18 protein-coding genes are annotated in these 20484 nt (G+C 56.7%); 14 read left to right on the top strand and 4 right to left on the bottom strand.

Features of this window, described 5'->3' with window-relative positions:
* Positions 1-554: 554 nt before the first annotated feature.
* Positions 555-1631 carry a DNA-processing protein DprA gene (dprA, locus tag WG929_RS16505; RefSeq protein ID WP_416206971.1) on the bottom strand — a complete coding sequence of 359 codons (1077 nt, stop codon included), beginning with the start codon at positions 1629-1631 and terminating at the stop codon, positions 555-557.
* A gap of 85 nt (positions 1632-1716) precedes the next feature.
* Positions 1717-2772 (bottom strand): LysM peptidoglycan-binding domain-containing protein, encoded by a 1056-nt coding sequence (locus WG929_RS16500; protein WP_416206970.1) that lies wholly within the window; start codon positions 2770-2772, stop codon positions 1717-1719.
* A 157-nt stretch (positions 2773-2929) separates the two neighbouring features.
* Between WG929_RS16500 and def the strand changes: the two genes are divergently transcribed.
* From def to WG929_RS16475, 5 genes are read left to right on the top strand one after another with little or no spacing between them, the layout of a single operon-like run.
* Entirely contained in the window at positions 2930-3451 is a 522-nt protein-coding gene (def, locus tag WG929_RS16495) for a peptide deformylase (protein ID WP_416206969.1), read from the top strand.
* On the top strand, positions 3451-4476 hold the full coding sequence (gene fmt / locus WG929_RS16490; protein WP_416206968.1) for a methionyl-tRNA formyltransferase: 1026 nt from the start codon (positions 3451-3453) through the stop codon (positions 4474-4476). Before def ends, fmt begins: the two co-directional genes overlap by 1 nt.
* Positions 4473-5849, top strand: coding sequence for a 16S rRNA (cytosine(967)-C(5))-methyltransferase RsmB (gene rsmB, locus WG929_RS16485; RefSeq protein ID WP_416206967.1), 1377 nt, complete (start codon positions 4473-4475; stop codon positions 5847-5849). The genes fmt and rsmB overlap by 4 nt, the downstream gene beginning before the upstream one ends.
* A 2-nt stretch (positions 5850-5851) precedes the next feature.
* Positions 5852-7225, top strand: a complete 1374-nt coding sequence (gene trkA / locus WG929_RS16480) for a Trk system potassium transporter TrkA (RefSeq protein WP_416206966.1) — start codon at positions 5852-5854, stop codon at positions 7223-7225.
* Between the two features lie 25 nt (positions 7226-7250).
* Positions 7251-8699 carry a TrkH family potassium uptake protein gene (locus WG929_RS16475; RefSeq protein ID WP_416206965.1) on the top strand — a complete coding sequence of 483 codons (1449 nt, stop codon included), beginning with the start codon at positions 7251-7253 and terminating at the stop codon, positions 8697-8699.
* A 37-nt stretch (positions 8700-8736) separates the two neighbouring features.
* On the opposite strand, the gene WG929_RS16470 is transcribed toward WG929_RS16475, so the two are convergent.
* On the bottom strand, positions 8737-9618 hold the full coding sequence (locus WG929_RS16470) for a lysophospholipid acyltransferase family protein (protein ID WP_416206964.1): 882 nt from the start codon (positions 9616-9618) through the stop codon (positions 8737-8739).
* 136 nt (positions 9619-9754) lie between these two features.
* On the opposite strand from WG929_RS16470, the gene WG929_RS16465 reads away from it, so the two are divergent.
* From WG929_RS16465 to glyS, 4 genes are all read left to right on the top strand, one after another.
* Positions 9755-11401: a response regulator gene (locus tag WG929_RS16465; protein WP_416206963.1), complete on the top strand. Its 1647-nt coding sequence runs from the start codon at positions 9755-9757 to the stop codon at positions 11399-11401.
* Positions 11398-12039, top strand: a complete 642-nt coding sequence (locus tag WG929_RS16460) for a sensor histidine kinase (RefSeq protein ID WP_416206962.1) — start codon at positions 11398-11400, stop codon at positions 12037-12039. The genes WG929_RS16465 and WG929_RS16460 overlap by 4 nt, the downstream gene beginning before the upstream one ends.
* Positions 12040-12316: 277 nt before the next feature.
* Positions 12317-13336 carry a glycine--tRNA ligase subunit alpha gene (gene glyQ, locus WG929_RS16455; RefSeq protein WP_416206961.1) on the top strand — a complete coding sequence of 340 codons (1020 nt, stop codon included), beginning with the start codon at positions 12317-12319 and terminating at the stop codon, positions 13334-13336.
* The gene (gene glyS, locus WG929_RS16450) at positions 13336-15414 is read left to right on the top strand and encodes a glycine--tRNA ligase subunit beta (RefSeq protein ID WP_416206960.1); all 2079 of its coding nucleotides are present in this window, start codon (positions 13336-13338) and stop codon (positions 15412-15414) included. Before glyQ ends, glyS begins: the two co-directional genes overlap by 1 nt.
* Before the next feature lie 103 nt (positions 15415-15517).
* Here the strand turns inward: glyS and WG929_RS16445 are convergent, their stop codons facing one another.
* A complete protein-coding gene (locus WG929_RS16445) occupies positions 15518-16261 on the bottom strand; it encodes a 4'-phosphopantetheinyl transferase family protein (protein ID WP_416206959.1) in 744 nt (247 codons plus the stop codon).
* A gap of 113 nt (positions 16262-16374) precedes the next feature.
* On the opposite strand from WG929_RS16445, the gene WG929_RS16440 reads away from it, so the two are divergent.
* From WG929_RS16440 to WG929_RS16420, 5 genes are read left to right on the top strand one after another with little or no spacing between them, the layout of a single operon-like run.
* Complete coding sequence (locus tag WG929_RS16440; protein ID WP_416206958.1) at positions 16375-17070, top strand: beta-ketoacyl synthase chain length factor; 696 nt, start codon at positions 16375-16377, stop codon at positions 17068-17070.
* The gene (locus tag WG929_RS16435) at positions 17067-17888 is read left to right on the top strand and encodes a lysophospholipid acyltransferase family protein (protein WP_416206957.1); all 822 of its coding nucleotides are present in this window, start codon (positions 17067-17069) and stop codon (positions 17886-17888) included. The genes WG929_RS16440 and WG929_RS16435 overlap by 4 nt, the downstream gene beginning before the upstream one ends.
* A gap of 12 nt (positions 17889-17900) precedes the next feature.
* Positions 17901-18146, top strand: a complete 246-nt coding sequence (locus WG929_RS16430; RefSeq protein ID WP_369856217.1) for an acyl carrier protein — start codon at positions 17901-17903, stop codon at positions 18144-18146.
* A gap of 26 nt (positions 18147-18172) precedes the next feature.
* Positions 18173-18730: a COG4648 family protein gene (locus WG929_RS16425; protein WP_416206956.1), complete on the top strand. Its 558-nt coding sequence runs from the start codon at positions 18173-18175 to the stop codon at positions 18728-18730.
* Positions 18723-20477 carry an ApeI family dehydratase gene (locus WG929_RS16420; RefSeq protein ID WP_416206955.1) on the top strand — a complete coding sequence of 585 codons (1755 nt, stop codon included), beginning with the start codon at positions 18723-18725 and terminating at the stop codon, positions 20475-20477. The genes WG929_RS16425 and WG929_RS16420 overlap by 8 nt, the downstream gene beginning before the upstream one ends.
* The last annotated feature ends 7 nt before the right edge of the window (positions 20478-20484 follow it).

The following is a 20484-nucleotide window of genomic DNA, read 5'->3' as shown; positions in this document are numbered from 1 at the left end:
AGGTTGATGTGCTGCTGCCATTGTTCGGATTTAGTCATGAGCTGTCTCGTTGAAGAATTTGAAGACAGCTTAGAATGAATTGAGTAGTGATTTTAGATGGGGTTGTTTGAGCGTTTACGAGCATACGCGTTTTATCGGTGGCTTATTTTGTTGCAAATATCATTTAAGCTTTTGATTTTATTAATCATTTTATTACCTACCCAACCGTTCCTGCCCGACTAAGCGCGCATGCGTGTTTTTCCATCCTTGATGGCACGCAAAGCATTTTCCCCAATACTCTAATGCCTCTTATGTCGACCACTTACGCTAACAGCTGATGGAAAAACAGGCAATTAATTCTGACACAACACGCACGTTTGTATTTGCAGCACTGGTATTCTGTTTATTCATGCAGTTCTTTCGAGAGGAGCAGAACCATGAGCAAAAGCCCTTTCATCAATCAAATCTCCAGCTTTATGCGGCTGAATGGATCAGCCTCAGAACAGAGAGGTCATGATGACTGGGCAGCAGGCTCTGGTAACCCTCTGTATCTTAGGCTCCAATCAGGCCAGCCCTCAGCGCAAACGCCGATAACCGCCCGGCTCCTGTACCAGCCAGCCTTCGAGTTCCAGCTCCAGCAGATTCGCCATCAACGAGGAAACCGATTCGCCAGTACGGATGGCCAGCACATCCAGGCTGGTGGTCGAGGCAAAGTCCAGCTCGGTTACCAATGGCGGAACCGACGGTTGGAGCGCCGGTTCGCTGGCTGGTGGAGTCAGACAGAGCATATCCAGTTCTTGCAGTACGTCGGTGGCATCGCGCACCAACAGCGCACCGTCGCGAATCAGTTGATGACAGCCCGCAGCGAGCGGGTTGGTGACAGCACCGGGCAAGGCCATCACATCCCGGCCCTGTTGGGCGGCCAGTCGAGCAGTAATCAACGAGCCGCTTTTGGTCGCGGCTTCGACCACAATCACCGCGCCGCACAAGCCACTGACAATGCGGTTGCGGCCGGGGAAAAACGACGCCTGTGGCTGGGTGCCCTCAGGCAGTTCCGACAAAATCAGCCCGCGTTGATAAATCTGTTCGTACAGGGGGCGATGGCGTTTCGGATAAACCACATCGGCACCACAACCGAGCACCGCAATGGTGCTGCCAGCCCCCTCCAGTGCGCCCTGATGGGCAGCACCGTCGATACCCAGTGCCAACCCGCTGACCACACAAACACCCGCCCGCGCCAGATCGGCAGCGCATTGTCTGGCCCAGTCTCGAGCATAAGGGGTTGGATTACGACTGCCGACCATCGCTACCAGCGGCTGTTGCAACACCACTGGATTGCCGCGCCAGTAGAGCCACAAGGGGGCATCCGTCAGGCTGGCCAGGGCGGGTGGATAACACGGGTCATCGCAGGTTAATAACCCCTGACCGGGTGTTTTTTGCCATTCCAGCAGGGCATCAAATGCGGCGGTCAGGGGTTGTTGCTGAAATTGCTGCACGACGGCGGGTTTCAGACCCAGTGCCAGCAAGTCGCTGGTGGAGCAAGCAGGCAAGGCATCAAGACTGCCCAGCAGGTCGCGTAATTGGTAGAGCGTGGTGGCACCGACGCCACGTACTTGACGCAGTCGCCACCAGGCAGATAACAGCTCGTCCATGAGCGTTGCTCCTTGACGCCCTGAGGTCAGGGCGATGCTTTGTTGAGGTTTTTACGCTTGATGCCAGCCCTGCTGCCGGCGGATGTCAGGGATTAACGAACTTGTCCCCGACCCGCAGCGGACGTGTCGCCCGCATGATCAGCGCGTAGGACAGTTTTTCGAAAGTGCGGAACACCATCATGGTGCCAGCACGCTCTTCCGGCATGCGGACTTTTTCATCCGCGACCCGGTCAAAAACTACCGCACCGGCTTTGTTGATCACCAGTACATCGCCCGGCTCAAGGTAGTCGCGCTCACCCCGGTTTAATACCACCACATCAAACTGTCCGACCTGGGAAACACCACCGGATACCGCCAGAATCTGACCGACGACCTTATGTTCGGGGCTTTTGGGGAAAAACTGGGTCACCAGCTCACGGTCTTCGGTCGGCAGCAACACGTCACCCACGGCCACTTGCTGATAAGTCCGATCCAGTTCAATGGTGGCAATGTCGTCATCACGGGCAATCACTCGTGCCAGACCAATATCGATGGCCTCAAGGCCCAGAATTTCGTCGGTCTCGGGATCTTTATACAGCTGGCCCTGGCGGAAAATGCCAAACGCATTGGCGTTGTGGAGTTTGAAATCACCACGGGCATACACAGAGCTGCCAGCGCCCATCAGCAAATGGTCATCAACACCCGACAGAATACGCGGCGAATTACGCAAGATTTCACCATCAACGACCCGGTGCTCGCGCAGATAACTGCGGATGGCCCCAGCCGGAATCGCCGGAATCGCCGATTCAATCGATTCTATCCGTGCCGTTGGCTGCAATTTGACCATGCCGGGGCTGAGTTTCACCGTGCGACTGGCGTCCCCCCGGCTAACCACACTGACGCGGGTCTGACCGTCGATGGTAACCAGACCAATCACATCACCCGGAAAAATCAGGTGAGGATTGCTGATTTGCGGGTTCTGATACCAGATTTCCGGCCACTTCCAAGGGTTGTTGGTATAGCGAGCAGAAATATCCCAAAGGGTATCGCCTTTCACAACCACGTACTCCTGAGGTGCGTTCGGCAACAGCTGCAACGCCGAAACATTCGCCGTTACACAAATCAGCGCGGCAAACAGCAGGCGCTTGATGGTTTTGCTCATCCTCTATTCCCTTTATCATTCCGATACTAACGTTAATCGTATTCACCGGGGTGGTGGCAGGCTAAGCTGGACAGGTTAACACCAGCCCGTGCCGGAAGTTGCAACCGGGCAAGTTTAACAAGCCACCACCATCAAGTTCTATAAGCACAGTTGATCTATGGCCATTCTGGAAATACTTGAGTATCCCGACCCACGTTTGCGCACTGTCGCCGCGCCGGTCACACAGGTTGATGAGCGTATCCGCACGATCATCAACAATATGTTCGACACCATGTACGACGCACCCGGCATTGGTCTGGCTGCGACGCAGGTTAATGTCCACGAGCGCATCATTACGATTGATGTGAGCGAAGACAAGACCGAACCGCTGGTGTTTATCAATCCTGAGATCCAGGTCCTCGAAGGGGAGCTGGAAACCATGCAGGAAGGTTGCCTGTCGGTGCCGGGGTTTTATGAAGATGTTACCCGCATTGAGCACTGCCTGGTCACGGCAATCGACAAGGACGGCCAGCCGTTCGAGCTGGAGTGTACCGGCCTGTTGGCGGTCTGTATCCAGCATGAAGTCGATCACCTCGAAGGCAAGCTGATGGTCGATTACATTTCGCCGCTGAAGCGTAATCGCATCAAGGACAAGCTGGAGAAAAAGCATAAGGCTGAAGCACGCCAGGGCAAACGCTGATGGCGCTGCGCATCGTCTTTGCTGGTACGCCGGATTTTGCCGCGACCCATCTGCACGCGCTGATCGCCAGCGAACATGACATTGTTGGTGTTTACAGTCAGCCGGATCGTCCCGCCGGACGTGGCAAAAAACTGCAGCCCAGCCCGGTCAAGCAGTTGGCGCTGCAACACCACCTGCCGGTATTGCAGCCGCTGAACTTCAAGACGCCTGCAAGCGTCGAGCAGCTCGCCGCCTTAAACGCCGATGTGATGATTGTGGTTGCCTATGGCCTGATTCTGCCCAACGTCGTACTGGATACCCCGAAGTACGGCTGTCTCAACGTCCATGCCTCCTTGCTACCACGCTGGCGCGGTGCCGCACCGATTCAGCGCTGCATCGAAGCGGGCGACAAACTCACGGGCATCACCATCATGCAGATGGATGTCGGCCTAGATACCGGCGACATGTTAAGCAAAGTCACTACCGGCATCCTCAGTGATGATACCGGCGGCAGCTTGCACGACCGACTGGCCGCCATCGGCCCGCCGGTGCTACTGGCAACGCTGCACCAGCTCGAAGCCGGAACCCTGATGCCGGAAAAGCAGAATAACGCCCTCGCCAACTATGCCCACAAGCTGACCAAGGAAGAAGCGCTGATCGACTGGCAACAACCAGCGGATGAGCTGGCACTAAGGGTGCGCGCCTTTAATCCTTTCCCGATGGCCTACACCCTGCTCGGTAACGAGCGCATCCGGGTATTGGCGGCCACGTCGCTAACGACCAACACGCTGCAACCAGCAAATGGTGCAGAGGATGCAGAGGGTGCAGAGGCATCCATGACACCGGCACCGCCTGGAAACTCTGGCTCTGCTCCTGGCACCATAGTAGCAGTCAGTCATGAAGGGCTGGACATCGCCTGTGCCGAAGGTCTGCTACGGCTGACCCGTGTGCAACTGGCAGGCAAAAAACCCATGAATGTGGCCGACGTCATTAATGGTCAGCCGCAGCTGTTTCAACCCAACTACGTACTGGCGTCCTCCCTTTGAGCCGAACTCACCCCCTGCTGTCTACGCCAACCCGTGATCCTCGCGCCTTGGCCGCTATTGGTCTGTATCTGGTCGAAGGCGGCCAGTCACTGAATACCTTGCTGCCAACGCTGGAAGGCCAGGTTGATGACGTCGATCGCGGTTTTCTGCGCGACTTGCTGCTGGGGAGTTGTCGTTATTATTTTCGCCTTAATGCCATCGCCAAAATATTGCTCAACAATGCCTTCAACGATGAACAGGAAGTCATGCACTGCCTGCTGATCGTCGGCTTGTACCAGCTGGAAATCCAGCACAAGGCGGCCCACGCCGCAGTGCACGCCACCGTTGATGCCTGTGACGAACTGGGCCACGGCCAAGCCAGAGTGGTGATCAACGCCTGCCTGCGCCGCTATCAACGCGAACAAGCGCTGCTGTCAGCGCAACTGGCCGACAACCCGGTGACCGCCACCAGCCACCCCAAGTGGCTGGTAAAAATGCTGACCAAAGCCTGGCCAGCACAATGGTCTGATATTCTGCACAACAACAACCAGCTGCCACCGCTCTGCTTGCGGGTAAACCGCCGCCACGTTGAACGCGACGCCTATTTAGCGCAACTGCAGGCACAAGGGATCGAGGCTCGCCCGGCACCGTTCTCCCATCAGGGGATTTATCTGCGCGACCGCTGTGATGTCACCACCCTGCCCGGCTTTGCCGACGGCGATGTCAGTGTGCAAGACGAAGCCGCCCAGCTGGCCGCCGAGTTGCTCGCACCCGAGGATGGCGAACGGATTCTGGATGCCTGCGCGGCTCCCGGTGGTAAAACCTGCCACCTGCTGGAACTGGCCGATATTAATCTGACCGCCGTCGATCTCGAACCCGGCCGCATGGTCAGAGTCGAAGAAAATCTTGCTCGTCTGAAACTCTCCGCCCAACTCATCAGTGCCGACGTCGGCGATACAGATCGCTGGTGGGATGGCGAGCTGTTCGATGCCATCTTGCTGGACGCCCCCTGTTCCGCCACCGGCGTGATTCGTCGTCACCCGGATATCAAGCTGTTGCGGCGACGGGAAGATATTGACCCATTGGTCGAGCTACAAGCGCAGCTGCTGGATGCCTGCTGGCGGATGCTGAAACCCGGTGGTCGACTGCTGTATGCCACTTGCTCAGTATTGCCACAGGAAAACAGCCAGCAAATTGAAGCCTTTGTACAACGGACGCAGATCAACATCGCAGGCGAAGCCCGTATTTTGCCACTGGACAAGCCATGGGGAACGGCCTGTAATGCCGGACGCCAGCTGTTCCCGACTGCGGACAGCAGCGATGGCTTTTATCTGGCGTTGTTACACAAACAGGTGACAACCGCATCCGCCACTGAACATGGGGACTCTGTGTAGCCATGAAAATTATTATTCTGGGGGCTGGCCAGGTCGGCGGCACACTGGCTGAAAACCTTGCTGTTGAACACAATGACATCACGGTGGTGGATACCGACCAGGTGCGGCTGCGCGAGCTGCAGGATCGTATCGACATCAAGACCGTTGCGGGCCATGGCTCTTACCCCTACGTTTTGCGCGAAGCCGGGGCTGACGATGCCGACATGCTGGTGGCCGTTACCAACTCCGATGAAACCAATATGGTGGCCTGCCAGGTGGCCTACTCGCTGTTCCGCACACCAACCAAAATCAGCCGGATTCGCTCTAATGCTTATCTCAAGCAACCAGATCTGTTCCGCATTGATGCTTTTCCTATCGATGTGCTGATTTCCCCGGAGCAAGTGGTTACCAACTACATCCGCCGCTTGCTGGAATACCCCGGTGCCTTGCAGGTACTCGATTTTGCTGACGAACGGGTGCAGCTGGTGGCCGTCAAAGCCTATTACGGTGGCCCGCTGGTGGGTCAGGCGATCCAGCAATTAAAAAGCCATTTGCCCGATGTTGATACCCGCGTGGCGGCTGTCTTCCGGCGCGGCAAGGCGATTGAGCCGACCGGTGATACCGTCATCGAAGCCGATGACGAAGTGTTCTTTGTGGCTGCCAACGCCCATATCAAAAAGGTAATGGCAGAGCTGCGCCGCAGCGAAGATTCCTACAAGCGCATTATTATTGCCGGTGGTGGCAACATTGGTTATCGACTCGCACGGGCGCTGGAAAAGGATTACCACATCAAGCTGCTGGAGCATGATCGGGCACGGGCCCGCTTTCTCAGCGAAAACCTCAACCGCGCCGTTGTGCTGATGGGCAGCGCCACCGACAAGGCGCTGCTGGAAGAAGAAAATATCGAGAATACCGATGTATTCTGCGCCCTCACCAACGATGATGAAGTAAATATCATGTCGTCGTTACTGGCCAAGCGACTTGGTGCCCGCAAGGTAATGACTCTGATCAACAAGGCCGCCTATGTCGACCTGGTGCAGGGCGGCACCATTGACGTCGCCATCTCTCCCCAGCAGGCCACCATTGGCAGCCTGTTAACCCACGTCCGGCGTGGCGACGTGGTCAACGTCCACTCGTTACGGCGCGGTGCCGCCGAAGCCATTGAGGCCATCGCCCACGGCGACAGCCTCTCTTCCAAGGTCGTGGGTAAGGCCATTCGTGAAATCCAGCTGCCACCAGGCACCACCATTGGTGCCATCGTGCGTGGTGAAGAAGTAATTATGGCGACCTCGGAAGTGGTCGTGGAGTCCGATGATCACGTCATTCTGTTCGTGATGGACAAACGTCATATTGCCGATGTGGAACGACTGTTCCAGGTTGGCCTGGGTTTCTTCTAATAACAGATGTAAGGCGAACCGGATTATGCATATCTCCGTGATTGCGCGGGTACTGGGTATCTTTCTGATGTTGTTCAGCCTGACCATGCTGCCCCCCATCCTGGTCTCTATATGGTTTCACGACGACGCGCTGCAAGCTTTTATCAGCGCTCTGGGTCTCACTTTTGGCCTGGGTTTCCTGTGCTGGTTGCCAGTACGGCATGTTCATCATGACCTGCGCACACGGGACGGGTTCGTCATTACCGTACTGTTCTGGATTGTGCTGGCGCTGTCGGGTTCGTTTCCATTTATGTTGTCGGAAAATCCGGGACTGAGCTTTACCGACGCCTTTTTTGAATCGCTATCCGGCTGGACCACCACCGGGGCCACCATTATGACCGGGCTGGATGAACTGCCGAAAAGCATTCTCTGGTATCGCCAGCAGCTGCAGTGGCTGGGCGGTATGGGGATTATCGTGCTGGCGGTGGCGGTGTTGCCGATGCTCGGTATCGGTGGCATGCAGTTGTTCCGGGCCGAAACTCCGGGGCCGTTAAAAGACTCGAAACTGACTCCCCGTATTACCGAAACGGCCAAGGCGCTTTGGTATATTTACCTCAGCCTGACCATCGCCTGTGCGCTGGGTTACTGGCTTGCGGGCATGACGCCTTTTGATGCCATTGGTCACAGTTTCGCTACGGTTGCGATTGGTGGCTTTTCGACCCACGACGCCTCCATGGGCTACTTTAACAGCGCCACGATTGAGATGATTGCGGTATTTTTCATGCTGATTTCATCACTCAATTTTGCCCTGCATTTTTATGCCTGGCGCTATCATTCGCTGATCCATTTTCTCCGCGACTCCGAACTGAAGTTCTTTTTTGCCGTGATGGCGGGCGGTATTGGCCTGACCATTCCGGCGCTCTGGCTGACCAATACCTACGAGCTGCCAGAGGCCATTCGTTACGGTATTTTCGAAACCGTCTCGGTCGCCACGACCACGGGCTTCGCTACCGCCGACTTTTCTGTCTGGCCGATCTTCCTGCCGGTGTTGCTGTTTATGATGGCGTTTATTGGCGGCTGTGCCGGATCAACCGGCGGTGGCATGAAGGTGATTCGGGTGCTGCTGATTTTCAAGCAGGGCAATCGTGAAATTAATCGCCTGATTCACCCCAACGCCGTGATTCCGGTCAAGATTGGCCGCCAACCGGTTCCTGAGCGGGTACTGGAAGCAGTATGGGGATTTTTTGCCCTGTACGTGATGACCTACATGGTGATGATGCTGTTGTTACTGGCCACCGGGCTTGACCATGTGACGGCCTTCTCTGCTGTCGGTGCTTGCCTCAACAATCTTGGCCCCGGCCTCGGCGAAGTGGCCACTCACTACGGTGATATCAGCGATGCCGCAAAGTGGATTTGCGCCCTGACCATGCTGCTCGGACGACTGGAAATTTTTACCTTGCTGGTGCTGATCAGCCCCGCGTTCTGGCGCGGCTGATTATTACCTACCCTCTGCCCGGCTGCCCGGCACCTAATCAAGGAACTCCGGCAGCCGCATACGGGCTGGGAATGCCGTCCGGCTGACGTTTGAAACGTTTGTAAGTCCACTGGTATTGCTCCGGGGCAGCGGCAACCACCTGCTCAACACTGCGATTCAGTGCCGCACAGGCGGCTTCAGCATTGTCGCTGTAAATCTCGGCGTCCGGTTCAATAAAGTGGATATCAAAGCCGCTGGCATCCGGTCGCCGCAGTGCATACGCCATCACGGCCCTGGCACCGGTACGCTGCAACAACTCGTAGGGCATACGCGGCGTCAACGTCGGCACACCCATAAAGGGCACCATCACACCGCTGCGACGCTGCGGCTCCTGATCGGGTAAAAAACCTGCGACGCCGCCTTTTTGTAACGTCTTGAACAACGTCCTGACGCCACTGGCGGTGGTCGGCACCAGTGTTGCTCCGCCTTTTTCCCGACGCCTGCGCATCCACTCATCAAAATAAGGGTTTTTTGCTGGTTTGAACATAATGGTGAGCCGACAACGGTCACTGAGATACATGTTCAGTTGCTCCCAGTTACCGATATGAGGTGCCAAAATCAACAGTCCGCGTGTATCGGCCAACGCTTCGTCCAATAGCTGCGAATTGTGCACTTGCCGTATCAGCCCAAGCACATCGCTGATCTCCTTACCCCAGAACACCCCCATTTCGGTGCCCACCATACCGTTGTGTCTCAAGGTATTCCGGAGCATCTGATTCCGCTCCTGTTCACTCAGGTGCGGGTATGTCAGCGCCAGATTAACCCGCGCTACTTCTCGCGCCCGTGTCCGCCGGATCCATAGCGACCAGCCCAGAATCCGGCCAATACGTTGCGCCATCCCCAGCGATAACAGCCCCAACAAGCGGACAAGGACAATCATCAAATATCCGGCAATCTGTTTCACGGATCCTCACTGACAGAAATTGAAAACCGCAGTGTACGACCTGTACTTTTACAGGCAAGTCTTATAGCAACCAGCCTTTGCTACACTCTTTAAATCAACTACAGGGTGTTGCATGTCGTCTTCTAATCTTAACCTCAGCAATCAGCGTATTCTGGTCATTGATGATCTGGTGGATTCGCGCAGTATCATGAAACGCATGTTGACCGAACTGGGGGCAGAGAGAATCGATACCGCAGTCGACGGAGATCAGGCCATCATGATGATCAACGACACCGATTACGATCTGGTGCTCTCTGATTATAATCTGGGCAGGGGCAAGGACGGCCAACAGGTGCTGGAAGAAGCCCGTTACACCAAACGTCTGCGGGCGCGTTCAATTTTCATCATGGTGACCGGAGAAAATGCCTCGGATATGGTCATGGGGGCACTGGAATATGAACCGGATTCCTACATCACCAAACCCATCACCCTAAAATCCCTCAGTCAGCGGCTTGGCCGCATCATGCAGGGGCGTCGCATCATGGCCAGCATGCATCAATTGATGGATGCCGGAAAAACCCAGGAAGCCATTGCGGAAGCAGAACGCCTGATCGCATCACAACCACGGATGATGGCATTGGTCTCACGAGGTCTGGGGCCGCTGTACATCCATCAGGAAGAATACAACAACGCCATTCGGGTCTACTCTATGGTGTTAAACCAGCACTTTCACTCCTGGGCGCGGCTGGGCCAGGCCATCTGCATGCACAAACTGGGAGATTCCCTCAGCGCCCTGGCGCTCCTGAAAGAAACCCTCCGACGCCAACCCCGGCATGTGCAATGCTACGACTGGATGGCCCGTATCTACCTCTCGCTGGGCGACCAGGTCTATGCGCAGAAATTATTGGTCAAAGCGGTCGAGATTTCTCCCAGAGCGGTATTGCGACAGCGCGAACTCGGACAGCTGGCACTGCAAAACCAGGAGTGGCAAGTCGCCGCCAGCGCTTTTGAACAAGCGGTGCGACTGGGACGTCATTCCTGCTACAAGAGCATCGATGCCTACCTCAACTACGCCGATGCCGCCCTGCCATTAATCGAATCAGACAAGGTGACATACAAGCGCCTCGGCGATAAAGTGCAGCGTGTACTGACGGATCTGCAACAGGACTTCAGTCAAAGCATCGCTTTAAAATACGCCGGAGTACTGGCCCAAGCGCGTATCTGCCATGCAATGGGCTTGCTGGAACGTGGCTTACTGCGGCTGAATGCAGCAGAACACCTGTTCCGGGAGATGGAAGTACCCGATGCCGACGATGCCTTGTCGCTGACCTCAACCATGATTCAGTGCGGCGAACATGTACGGGCCGAAGACCTGCTCCGTACCGTCAAGGGCATGACTCTCAGCGCTGCCCAGCAAGCACGGGTTGAGCAGCAGGCCAATACCCTGAATGAAGCCGCTATCCGCCAGCACAGTGATCAGGTCAACGCCGAAGGCGTCAGCCTGTATGAACAGGGTGAGTACATTCGTGCCATGAAAGCGTTTGATGAAGCCGCCGACTACAGCGAAGCCGGAGTCAGCGTCTTGCTGAACGCCATTCAGGTGCGGGTCAGCCTGATCCATTACGGCCCTTGTTCACAGGATCAGCGCCGCCAACTGTTGTTTCAATGCCGGCCACTGTTTCAGCGTATTGGCGTCGTTGGCAATACCGATGAACGATTTGAGCGCTTCCAGCGCCTGAAGAACAACTTTACCCGCTTGCTCCAGGAGCCAGCTTCATGAAATTTGATTACATGGTCGGTGCAGTCATCCACGACCTCAAAAACCAGCTACAAACCTTGCTGGCCTGTGAACAGGAAGCCCTGGCCCACATTCCTGAACGCTACCACGCCTATCTGAAACCGATTCTGCAAAATACCAATCGCCTGCAAAACGATGCCATCCAGATGATGACGCTGTTTCGGATGGAAAAAGAACGCGATTTCCCGCTCGACGATGCCTGGCCCCACGATACCGCCCTCGATGCCATCGAATCGACCCAACTGCAGTTCCCCAACATCCGCTTCGAGAACGACATCGACGAAGCCATTCAGGGGTTTTACAGCGAAGACCTGATTCATATGGCGCTGGTCACCCTGATTACCAACAGCGCCCAGGCGGGTTCGACCCGCATTCGCCTCAGCGCCGCCATTGATAATGACAGCCTGATCTTTCGAGTCGAAGACAACGGCCACGGATTCGACCAGAGCGTGCTCAACGGTGAACAGATCACCACCAAAAATGGCGGCAGTGGCCTGGGTCTTTACCTGGTCGAAGAAATCGCCCGGCACCACGTCTTTGGCGACAGCCATGGCCGCATCCGCTGTGGCAACCTGCCCAAGGGCGGCGCTGACGTCAGCATTTACTTACCGCATTATTAGAGGCGTTCTCAATTATTTAACTCGCTAAACCGCGCTCCTCATACCTTGTTCTGAAACCAACGGGCGCTCAGCAGGCTCGGTTCAATCATTAAGAACGCCCCCAAACACAATCCGGGCAACGCAGGTCTGCCCGGCGCAGGCGCACCGATACTCGCCATCAAGTGACGCTCAACACCCCCTGCCCCCTGTTATCCCCCTTGACGGCTGCTATAATCCCGCGTCTTTCTATTTTTGCCTGATCTAAGCGGGCAGATCGAACCGCCAAAGGGTTATTGCTGTGAGCCAGAGTCGTCATAACGTCAAAACCTTTCAGGGTCTGATTGCCACCCTGCAAGAATACTGGTCCGATCAGGGCTGTGTTATCAACCAGCCGCTGGATCTCGAAGTCGGTGCCGGTACTTTCCATGTACACACCTTTCTGCGCGCCATTGGCCCGGAAAACTGGAACTCGGCCTACGTCCAGCCCAGCCGTCGTCCCACCGATGGCCGTTATGGTGAAAACCCCAATCGTCTGCAGCACTACTACCAATTTCAGGTCGTAATGAAGCCCAACCCGGCTGACTTTCAGGAAAAATACCTGGATTCCCTCAAGGCGTTGGGGATTGACCCGCTGGTGCATGACATCCGCTTTGTCGAAGATAACTGGGAATCCCCCACTCTGGGTGCCTGGGGTCTGGGTTGGGAAGTGTGGCTCAACGGAATGGAAGTGACCCAGTTCACCTACTTCCAGCAGGCCGGTGGGCTCGAATGTTATCCGGTCACGGGGGAGATCACCTACGGCCTCGAACGCATTGCCATGTACCTGCAAGAAGTTGATTCCGTTTACGACCTGGTCTGGACTTACGGCCCAGATGGCAAGGCCGTGACCTATGGCGACGTCTTCCACCAGAACGAAGTCGAGCAATCCGCTTACAACTTCGAACACGCCGATGTCGATTTCCTCTTCACCGCGTTTAACCAGTATGAAAAAGACTGTATCCGGCTGATCGACGCTGGCTTGCCGCTGCCCGCCTATGAGCAGGTATTAAAAGCCTCGCACACCTTCAATATGCTGGATGCCCGTGGCGCTATTTCGGTCACCGAGCGTCAAGGCTATATCCTGCGTGTCCGTACTCTGGCCCGTGCCGTCGCGCATGCTTATTTTACCAGTCGGGCCGAAAAAGGTTTCCCCTTGGCTGACGCAGGCCCACGGGCAGAAGTATTGGCCAAATATGCAGACGACAAGGCCCTGGCCGCAGAAAAAGCCGCCAAAACTGCTGCGAAAGCCGCTGCCAAGCAAGCCCAGGAGAAAAAATAATGAGCACCCGTGATTTTCTGGTCGAACTGGGTACCGAAGAACTGCCGCCGATGGCCCTCAAAGCCCTGTCTGAAGCCTTTGCCAATGGCATTGTCAGTGGCCTGAAAGACGCCGGACTGGACGCCAGTGACGTCGAGATATTTGCCGCACCGCGCCGGATGGCGGTACGTCTTGCCGAGCTGGCCGAAAAACAGGCCGACCAACAAGAAACCCTCTACGGCCCACCGGCCAAAATTGCCTACGATGCCGATGGCAACCTCACCAAAGCCGCTGCCGGTTTTGCCGCCCGTGCCGGAGTCGATGCCAGCGAATTGCAAACCGCGCCTGAATCAGCCGGTAAAAACGCAGGCAAGCTGATGATTCAGCGCACCATTTTGGGTAAAGACACCGTTGAGCTGCTGCCTGCCATCGTCCAGACCAGCCTCGACAAGCTGCCCATTCCCAAGCGCATGCGTTGGGGTGCCTCACGGGTTGAATTCGTACGCCCGGTACAGTGGCTGGTCATGCTGTTTGGTAACGACGTGGTGGACGGCGAAGTCCTCACCCTGCAAGCCGGAAATACCTCCCGTGGCCACCGTTTCCACGCGCCCGGCGATGTGACCATTCACTCACCGGCGGAGTACGAAAGCGCCTTGCGAGCGGCCTACGTGATGGCCAGCTTTGCCGAACGCTCCGAGCTGATTGCCACACAAGTCAAAGCCGCAGGTGAAAAACTCGGCGGTGAAGCGGTGATCAGCGACGATTTGCTGGAAGAAGTCACCGCCCTCAACGAGTGGCCGGTAGCGCTCTCTGGTTCCTTCGACGAGAGCTTCCTCACCGTGCCCGCCGAAGCGCTGGTGTCATCCATGAAAGAACACCAGAAATACTTCCATGTGATGAAAGACGGTCAGCTGCTGAACAACTTCATCACCGTCGCCAACATCGAGTCGAAAGATCCGGCCCAGGTGATTTCCGGTAACGAAAAAGTGATTCGCCCACGTCTGGCCGATGCCAAATTTTTCTGGGATACCGACCGCAAGCAGCCACTGGAAAGCCGCTTTGCCAAGCTCGAAAACGTCGTCTGGGTCAACACCCTTGGCTCCATTGCCGACAAGGCTCGTCGCATCTCCACCCTGGGGCAAAAAATAGCCCGCGTTATGAACGCCGATACCGCACTGGTGGAACGTGCCGCCAGGCTGTGCAAAAACGACCTGGTCTCCAACATGGTGTTCGAGTTCACCGACCTGCAAGGGCTGGCGGGTAAATACTATGCGGAACACGACGGCGAACACGCCGACGTCGCAGCAGCCATGATCGAACAATACATGCCCGCCTTCGCCGGTGATGAACTGCCCGCCAGCGCCACTGGCACCGCCATTGCGCTGGCCGATCGGCTCGATTCACTGGTAGGCCTGTTTGGCATCGGCCAACTGCCAACCGGCTCCAAAGACCCGTTTGCGCTGCGGCGGGCATCGCTGGGCGTGCTGCGTATTCTGGTGGAAAAGCAGATCAACGTAGACCTGTCAGAACTGCTCGACTGGGCACTCGATAACAGCTGGGCCATTGAGCTGAAAGCCGAGACCAAGGCTACCCTGACCGAGTACCTGCTGGATCGCTTCAGCGCCTGGTATCAGGACGCCAACATCCCTGCCGAGGTCTTCCAGGCCGTGCGGGCACTGGGCATCACCCGGCCGCTCGACATCGACCGTCGAGTCAAAGCGGTACACGCCTTCAGCCAGCTGGAATCTGCGGCAGCACTGGCGGCGGCCAACAAGCGGGTGGCCAATATTCTGGCCAAAAACAACGGCGACCAAGTCACCGCAAGCGTTGATGCCGCGCTGCTGCAACAGGCGCAGGAAAAAGCCCTGTTCGAAGAAATGACCGGCCTCGCTGACCTGACCTCGCCACTACTGGCCAGAGGCGACTATCAAGGCGCATTAAATGCGCTGTCGCAACTGCGCAACGTCGTGGACGAGTTCTTCGACAACGTTATGGTCATGGCTGACGACGACGCGATTAAAAACAACCGGCTGGCGCTGTTGAAACAGCTGCGCGCCATGTTTGTTGGTATCGCCGATATCGGCTTGCTGCAGGGCTGATGCACTGTTTAGCGCCGCTTTCACGCGGTGCTGCCCAAATATAACGCCCGGCCAGTCCGGGCGTTATCACTCCAAGGTCAATAACCAACGCTCGGTATCGACGCTAGCTAGCGCCTTCCGGATCGGGCAATTTCTGGCGGCCAGACAACCAACGCGGCGCGAACAAACGACAGGCCGACGCCGTGGTCACCGCCAGCATCAAATGATCAAACCTCCGGCTCCAGCAGATGGAGCCGGAGTGGTGAAAACTCACAGCTTTCTCCAACCCACAGGCTGCTGCTTCCCCGCCGTCAGTCGCGACAAGCAGTAATCTCATTCTGCCAAACTCCGCCAGATCAATTCCCCGGCCTTGCTGCTTTACCCCACTTTCATAACAGCACCACCAGCGATACCACTCTCTCAGCCGTTGCGCCTCAGGCAGTACTTGCCAGCGCTGTTGCAGTGCTGGCGAGCCGTACGATTCCACCATATCGGCCAGCGCTGCACGGGGTTTGATCTGTTCGATATCAACCCCGACCGGGCCTACCGCAATTGCGCAGGCAAACCAGTCACCGCTGTGTGACAACGACACACCGATGTGTTGATAACCATCATTCGAGAGCCACAAGCGACCGCTGTCACGCTGCTCCACCTGCCACTGCAGAGGTGTTCCACCAAGATATTCACTCAAGGCCAGCCGCAACAGGTAATGACCATATAAAAAACTCTGCTGTCGACGTACAGCCCTCAGTTGCTGCAAACGCCGCTGTTCCGATGGCGTTAGCCAGTCGTGGGGGGAAGGAGGTGAAATAGCTGATGATTCAGCCAGCAGCAGCCAACAGGGTGCAGAATCGGGGTTAGCAGTCATGACCTTATTTGTCGAAAAAATAGTCGAATGGATGGTTTGCGCCAGTCACGGCGCTTGCCTGACGATGTTTGGCCAGTACAATACGCGGCCAATTATATGGATGAGAGTGTTCCGTGTCTGGTATCAATTTCAGCATCAGGGATTGGGCAGTCTGGATGCCAGCAGAAGCCGCCGATGAGCAACCTCATCGGGTTGATACGCTGGCGCTGGGACTGATTCCTGCAATGATGCGTCGGCGTCTCGGCGAGCAAGGCAAGCTGGCAGTGTCGGTATGCTCGGCCCTGATTGAGCACCAGCCGGTGATGCCAATGGTATTCTGCAGCCGCCACGGGGAAATCCACCGCTCCATCGAGATTCTGTCGACCCTGGTTCAGAATGAGACGCCGTCTCCCATGGCTTTCAGCCTGTCGGTACACAATGCGGTCAGCGGCATGTTGTCGATTGCCACCGGTAATACTTCCAATATCAGTGCCATTGCCGCCGGGCCGGATAGCTTCGTCAACGCCCTGACCGAAGCCGCCATGATGCTGGCCGATTCTGGCACCGACACGGTACTCTGTGTGGTTCACGATCTGCCACTGCCCGAGCTGTATCAGGGCAGCTGCATGGATCCCCCCGCACCCTACGCCATCGCCATGCTGCTGGAGCAACCGGGCGAACACTACTATTGCATCGACTTTACTGCCGGATCAGGCCAGACACGTCCAATATTGGCACAGCTGGCGGATGTCTGTGCGCTACTGAACGGCGCCATAACCTGCTTGCCACTCGCCGTCGCCGCGATTGAGTACCGGCAGGCCCAGCCATGATGCCATGGCTGAGTCGCCTCTGGCGCACCCTGGCAACCGCCTTCTGTTTTGCCATGTTTGGCATCGGTGGCGCGCTGATTGCGCTGCTGGTCAGCCCTTTGCTGCTGTTACTGGTACGCAACCGCCAACAGCGCCAGGGCCTTGGCAAACGATTGGTCAGTGGCGCCATGTATGCCTTTATTGTGCTGATGCGGGTAACCGGGGTCATGTCGTATCGCATCCACAATATCGAATGGTTACAGCAACCGGGCCAGCTGATTCTGGCCAACCATCCCTCCTTGATCGACACCATTTTCCTGATTGCCTTTGCCCACAATGCCGACTGTATCGTGAAGGGCAAGCTGCTGAAAAACCCGTTTACCCGAGGACCCATCAAGCTGGCCGGATATATTGCCAACAGTACACCGGAGCAGATCATCGAGGCCGCTGGCGAATCCTTCCGCCGTGGTAATAACCTGATTCTGTTTCCGGAAGGCACCCGTACTGTCGCTGGCCAACCGGTGGTACTGAAACGGGGTGCGGCCAATATCGCCATCAAGACCGCCACGGATATCCGCCCGGTATTGATCCGTTGCGAGCCAGCGGCACTGACCAAAGAGATCAAATGGTATCAGGTACCGGCGCGCAAGGTCTGTATGACCCTCGACGTCCAGCCGCTGCTTTCGGTCAGCCAGTACATCAACTCGGACAATCCTTCCATGGCCGCCCGCACACTGACCCGCGACCTGGAACACTTTTTTAACGCGGCGGTATACACTGCGCCTTCCGGGGCTACAGCAGCAGTTCAAGCCAATATCGCTCTCCAACACGTAAAGTAGGACGCTCTCTTCATGAACAGAGAAGAAATTACCAGTCACATAACCCGTGTTATGTGTGAGCTGTTTGGGCTCCAGCAAGATGCAATCACTATGGACGCCAGACTCTACGAAGACCTGGATATCGACAGCATTGATGCGGTCGACCTGGTGGTGGAAATGAAACGCATCACCGGCAAGAAAATCAATCCGGAAGACTTCAAGGCCGTCCGCACCGTGGGGGACGTAGTAGACGCAGTTGAAGGCCTGTTCGGACACTGACTGATGGTGACGATGCGAGCCTGGGCATGAAGCTGTTCTTCACCATCAGCATGGTTGTACTGTCGGTCTGTTATCCGCTGGCGGTATATTTTGGCCTGCAGTATTTCAGCAGCCGTTATCTGGCGTTGTTATTACTGACGCTAGGTATCGCCCGCAGCCTGACCAACGAAACCGCCAGCAGCGCTGGTCGCTGGCTGATGGTGGCCATGCTGGTGCTGTTGGCGGGCTGGACCTGGCTGGCGGATTCCGACCTCGGGCTCAAGCTTTATCCGGTGCTGATCAGCCTGAATCTGCTGCTGTATTTTGGCTGGAGCCTGCGTGGCCCGCAAACCGTGGTCGAACGTCTGGCGCGCCTGCAAGACCCCGAGCTGCCCGCCAGTGCGGTGGCCTACACCCGCCAGGTTACCAAGGTCTGGTGCGGATTTTTTCTGGTCAATGGCAGTATCGCCCTCTGGACAGTCGTCGATGGCAACGATGAAATCTGGATGCTTTATAATGGACTGATTTCCTATCTGCTGATGGGAACACTCATGGCGGCTGAACTGCTGGTTCGCCGCCACGTAAAACGGACACAACATGGTTGATTCTTTTTTGCGCTTCGAGCAGCGCTTTTACCTCCCCGCACACCCGGAACAGTGTCTGTTTACCGGCCCCGATGGCCAACACAGCGTCGCTGACTGGCTGCAGCGGGTGGCCGACTGGCAGGTGACACTTGATCGGGTAGTGGCACAACAGCCCGGCTTCCGCCGTTGTGCGGTGTACCACAACGACCTGGCCGAATTCAGCGCGATTCTGATGGCGCTCTGGAGTCGGGGCCTGGTTGCCTGCGTGCCAGGTGCCAATACGCCGGGCACCAGCACGGCGCTGTCTCCCCTGGTCGACGCCTTTGCCGGTGAATTTGGCGACAGCGCCAAACCCTTGCTGGAAGCCACTGCTGGTTTGGGCCAGCAACCTCTCCAGGCCTTGTCCAAAGCGCTGGATTATTCCTCCGTATTGCTGGAAATTTTCACCTCCGGCTCTTCTGGTGAACCCCAGGCCATTCCCAAAACCTTGCGCCAGATGGCCGCCGAAGTGACCGTTATTGACGGCTTGTGGGGCGCTCTGATGCAGCGCCATTGCGCCCTTGGCACGGTCAGCCATCATCATATCTACGGCATTCTCTATCGGCTGTTATGGCCACTGGCCAGCGGTCTGCCCATGTGGACCCATACCTGTGCCTTTATCGAAGACGTCGCTGCCGCTATTACGATCTGTGGCGACTGTTTTATGGTCAGCAGCCCAACCCATCTGTCGCGCTTGCCGGACGCTTTTGACTGGCAACCGATCCGCCAGCATTGCACCTTGGTGTTAAGCTCGGGCGCACCGCTGCCCGCCAGCGCCAGCCTGGCAACCCATGCTGCGATCGGCGTTGATGTTGCCGAAATTTTTGGCAGCTCCGAAACCGGCGGTATCGCCTGGCGACGCCAGCATAATCCGGCACATACCCAGTGGACACCCGTGCCCGGCGTTGACGTCAGGGTCGATGCCGACAACCAGTGCTTGCAGATTCGCTCGCCTTATCTGCAACAGGATGACTGGTACACCACCAGCGACCGGGTAGAAATCGGCCCGGATCAGAGTTTTACCCTGATCGGCCGGGTCGACAAGATCGTCAAGGTCGAAGGCAAGCGCCTGTCGCTGACGGCGATGGACAACCAGCTGCTTGCCCATCCGCTGCTCAGCGCCGCCCGCTCGCTGGTGCTGCAATCCCGGCGCGCCGAAGTGGCGGCAGTGATCTGCCTGTCTGCTGCAGGTCTGGCCTATCTGGAGACGCAAGGCCGCAAGGCCCTGATCGATACCCTCCGCCATCATCTGCTCGACCATGTTGAGCGACCGCTGCTGCCACGGCGCTGGCGTATTGTGCTGGCGCTGCCACGCAACTCCCAGGGGAAAACCCTGCAACAGGATCTGCTTGAGCTGTTTGCCAGCCGCCCCGACCAGCCGGTTATTCTGACCGAACGCTTGCACCACGATGTACTGACGCTGGATCTGCAGATACCGGCCGACCTGCAGTATTTTGTTGGTCATTTTCCCCGCCATCCGATTCTGCCGGGCGTTGTCCAGATCGACTGGGCCAGCCGCTTTGGCCGCCATTATCTGGCAGTGCAGGGCGCATTTTGCGGTATGAAAAATATCAAATTTGTTAACCCGATCCTGCCTGGTGATCACATTACCCTGACCCTGTCGCTCAAGAACCGGGACGACAGTGGCGATGTTGCTTTCGCTTATCGTCAGGGTGACAAGATCAACGCCAGTGGTGTGATCAGCTTTGCTGGCTCGACTGCGACTTAACAACAAG

The organism is Oceanobacter antarcticus, from assembly GCF_044962685.1.
In the GTDB taxonomy this organism is placed as follows: domain Bacteria; phylum Pseudomonadota; class Gammaproteobacteria; order Pseudomonadales; family Oceanobacteraceae; genus Oceanobacter; species Oceanobacter antarcticus.
Note: the sequence above shows the minus strand (reverse complement) of the source record. Positions and strands in the feature narration are given on the sequence as shown.

What these genes read in the sequence shown, in the direction of transcription:
- WG929_RS16475 (WP_416206965.1), top strand. Translation starts at nt 7,251, where the DNA reads ATGCATATCTCCGTGATTGCGCGGGTACTGGGTATCTTTCTGATGTTG.
- WG929_RS16465 (WP_416206963.1), top strand. Translation starts at nt 9,755, where the DNA reads ATGTCGTCTTCTAATCTTAACCTCAGCAATCAGCGTATTCTGGTCATT.
- WG929_RS16500 (WP_416206970.1), bottom strand. Translation starts at nt 2,772, where the DNA reads ATGAGCAAAACCATCAAGCGCCTGCTGTTTGCCGCGCTGATTTGTGTA.
- WG929_RS16425 (WP_416206956.1), top strand. Translation starts at nt 18,173, where the DNA reads ATGAAGCTGTTCTTCACCATCAGCATGGTTGTACTGTCGGTCTGTTAT.
- WG929_RS16435 (WP_416206957.1), top strand. Translation starts at nt 17,067, where the DNA reads ATGATGCCATGGCTGAGTCGCCTCTGGCGCACCCTGGCAACCGCCTTC.
- glyS (WP_416206960.1), top strand. Translation starts at nt 13,336, where the DNA reads ATGAGCACCCGTGATTTTCTGGTCGAACTGGGTACCGAAGAACTGCCG.
- fmt (WP_416206968.1), top strand. Translation starts at nt 3,451, where the DNA reads ATGGCGCTGCGCATCGTCTTTGCTGGTACGCCGGATTTTGCCGCGACC.
- def (WP_416206969.1), top strand. Translation starts at nt 2,930, where the DNA reads ATGGCCATTCTGGAAATACTTGAGTATCCCGACCCACGTTTGCGCACT.
- WG929_RS16460 (WP_416206962.1), top strand. Translation starts at nt 11,398, where the DNA reads ATGAAATTTGATTACATGGTCGGTGCAGTCATCCACGACCTCAAAAAC.
- trkA (WP_416206966.1), top strand. Translation starts at nt 5,852, where the DNA reads ATGAAAATTATTATTCTGGGGGCTGGCCAGGTCGGCGGCACACTGGCT.
- WG929_RS16470 (WP_416206964.1), bottom strand. Translation starts at nt 9,618, where the DNA reads ATGATTGTCCTTGTCCGCTTGTTGGGGCTGTTATCGCTGGGGATGGCG.
- dprA (WP_416206971.1), bottom strand. Translation starts at nt 1,631, where the DNA reads ATGGACGAGCTGTTATCTGCCTGGTGGCGACTGCGTCAAGTACGTGGC.
- WG929_RS16430 (WP_369856217.1), top strand. Translation starts at nt 17,901, where the DNA reads ATGAACAGAGAAGAAATTACCAGTCACATAACCCGTGTTATGTGTGAG.
- WG929_RS16445 (WP_416206959.1), bottom strand. Translation starts at nt 16,261, where the DNA reads ATGACTGCTAACCCCGATTCTGCACCCTGTTGGCTGCTGCTGGCTGAA.
- WG929_RS16420 (WP_416206955.1), top strand. Translation starts at nt 18,723, where the DNA reads ATGGTTGATTCTTTTTTGCGCTTCGAGCAGCGCTTTTACCTCCCCGCA.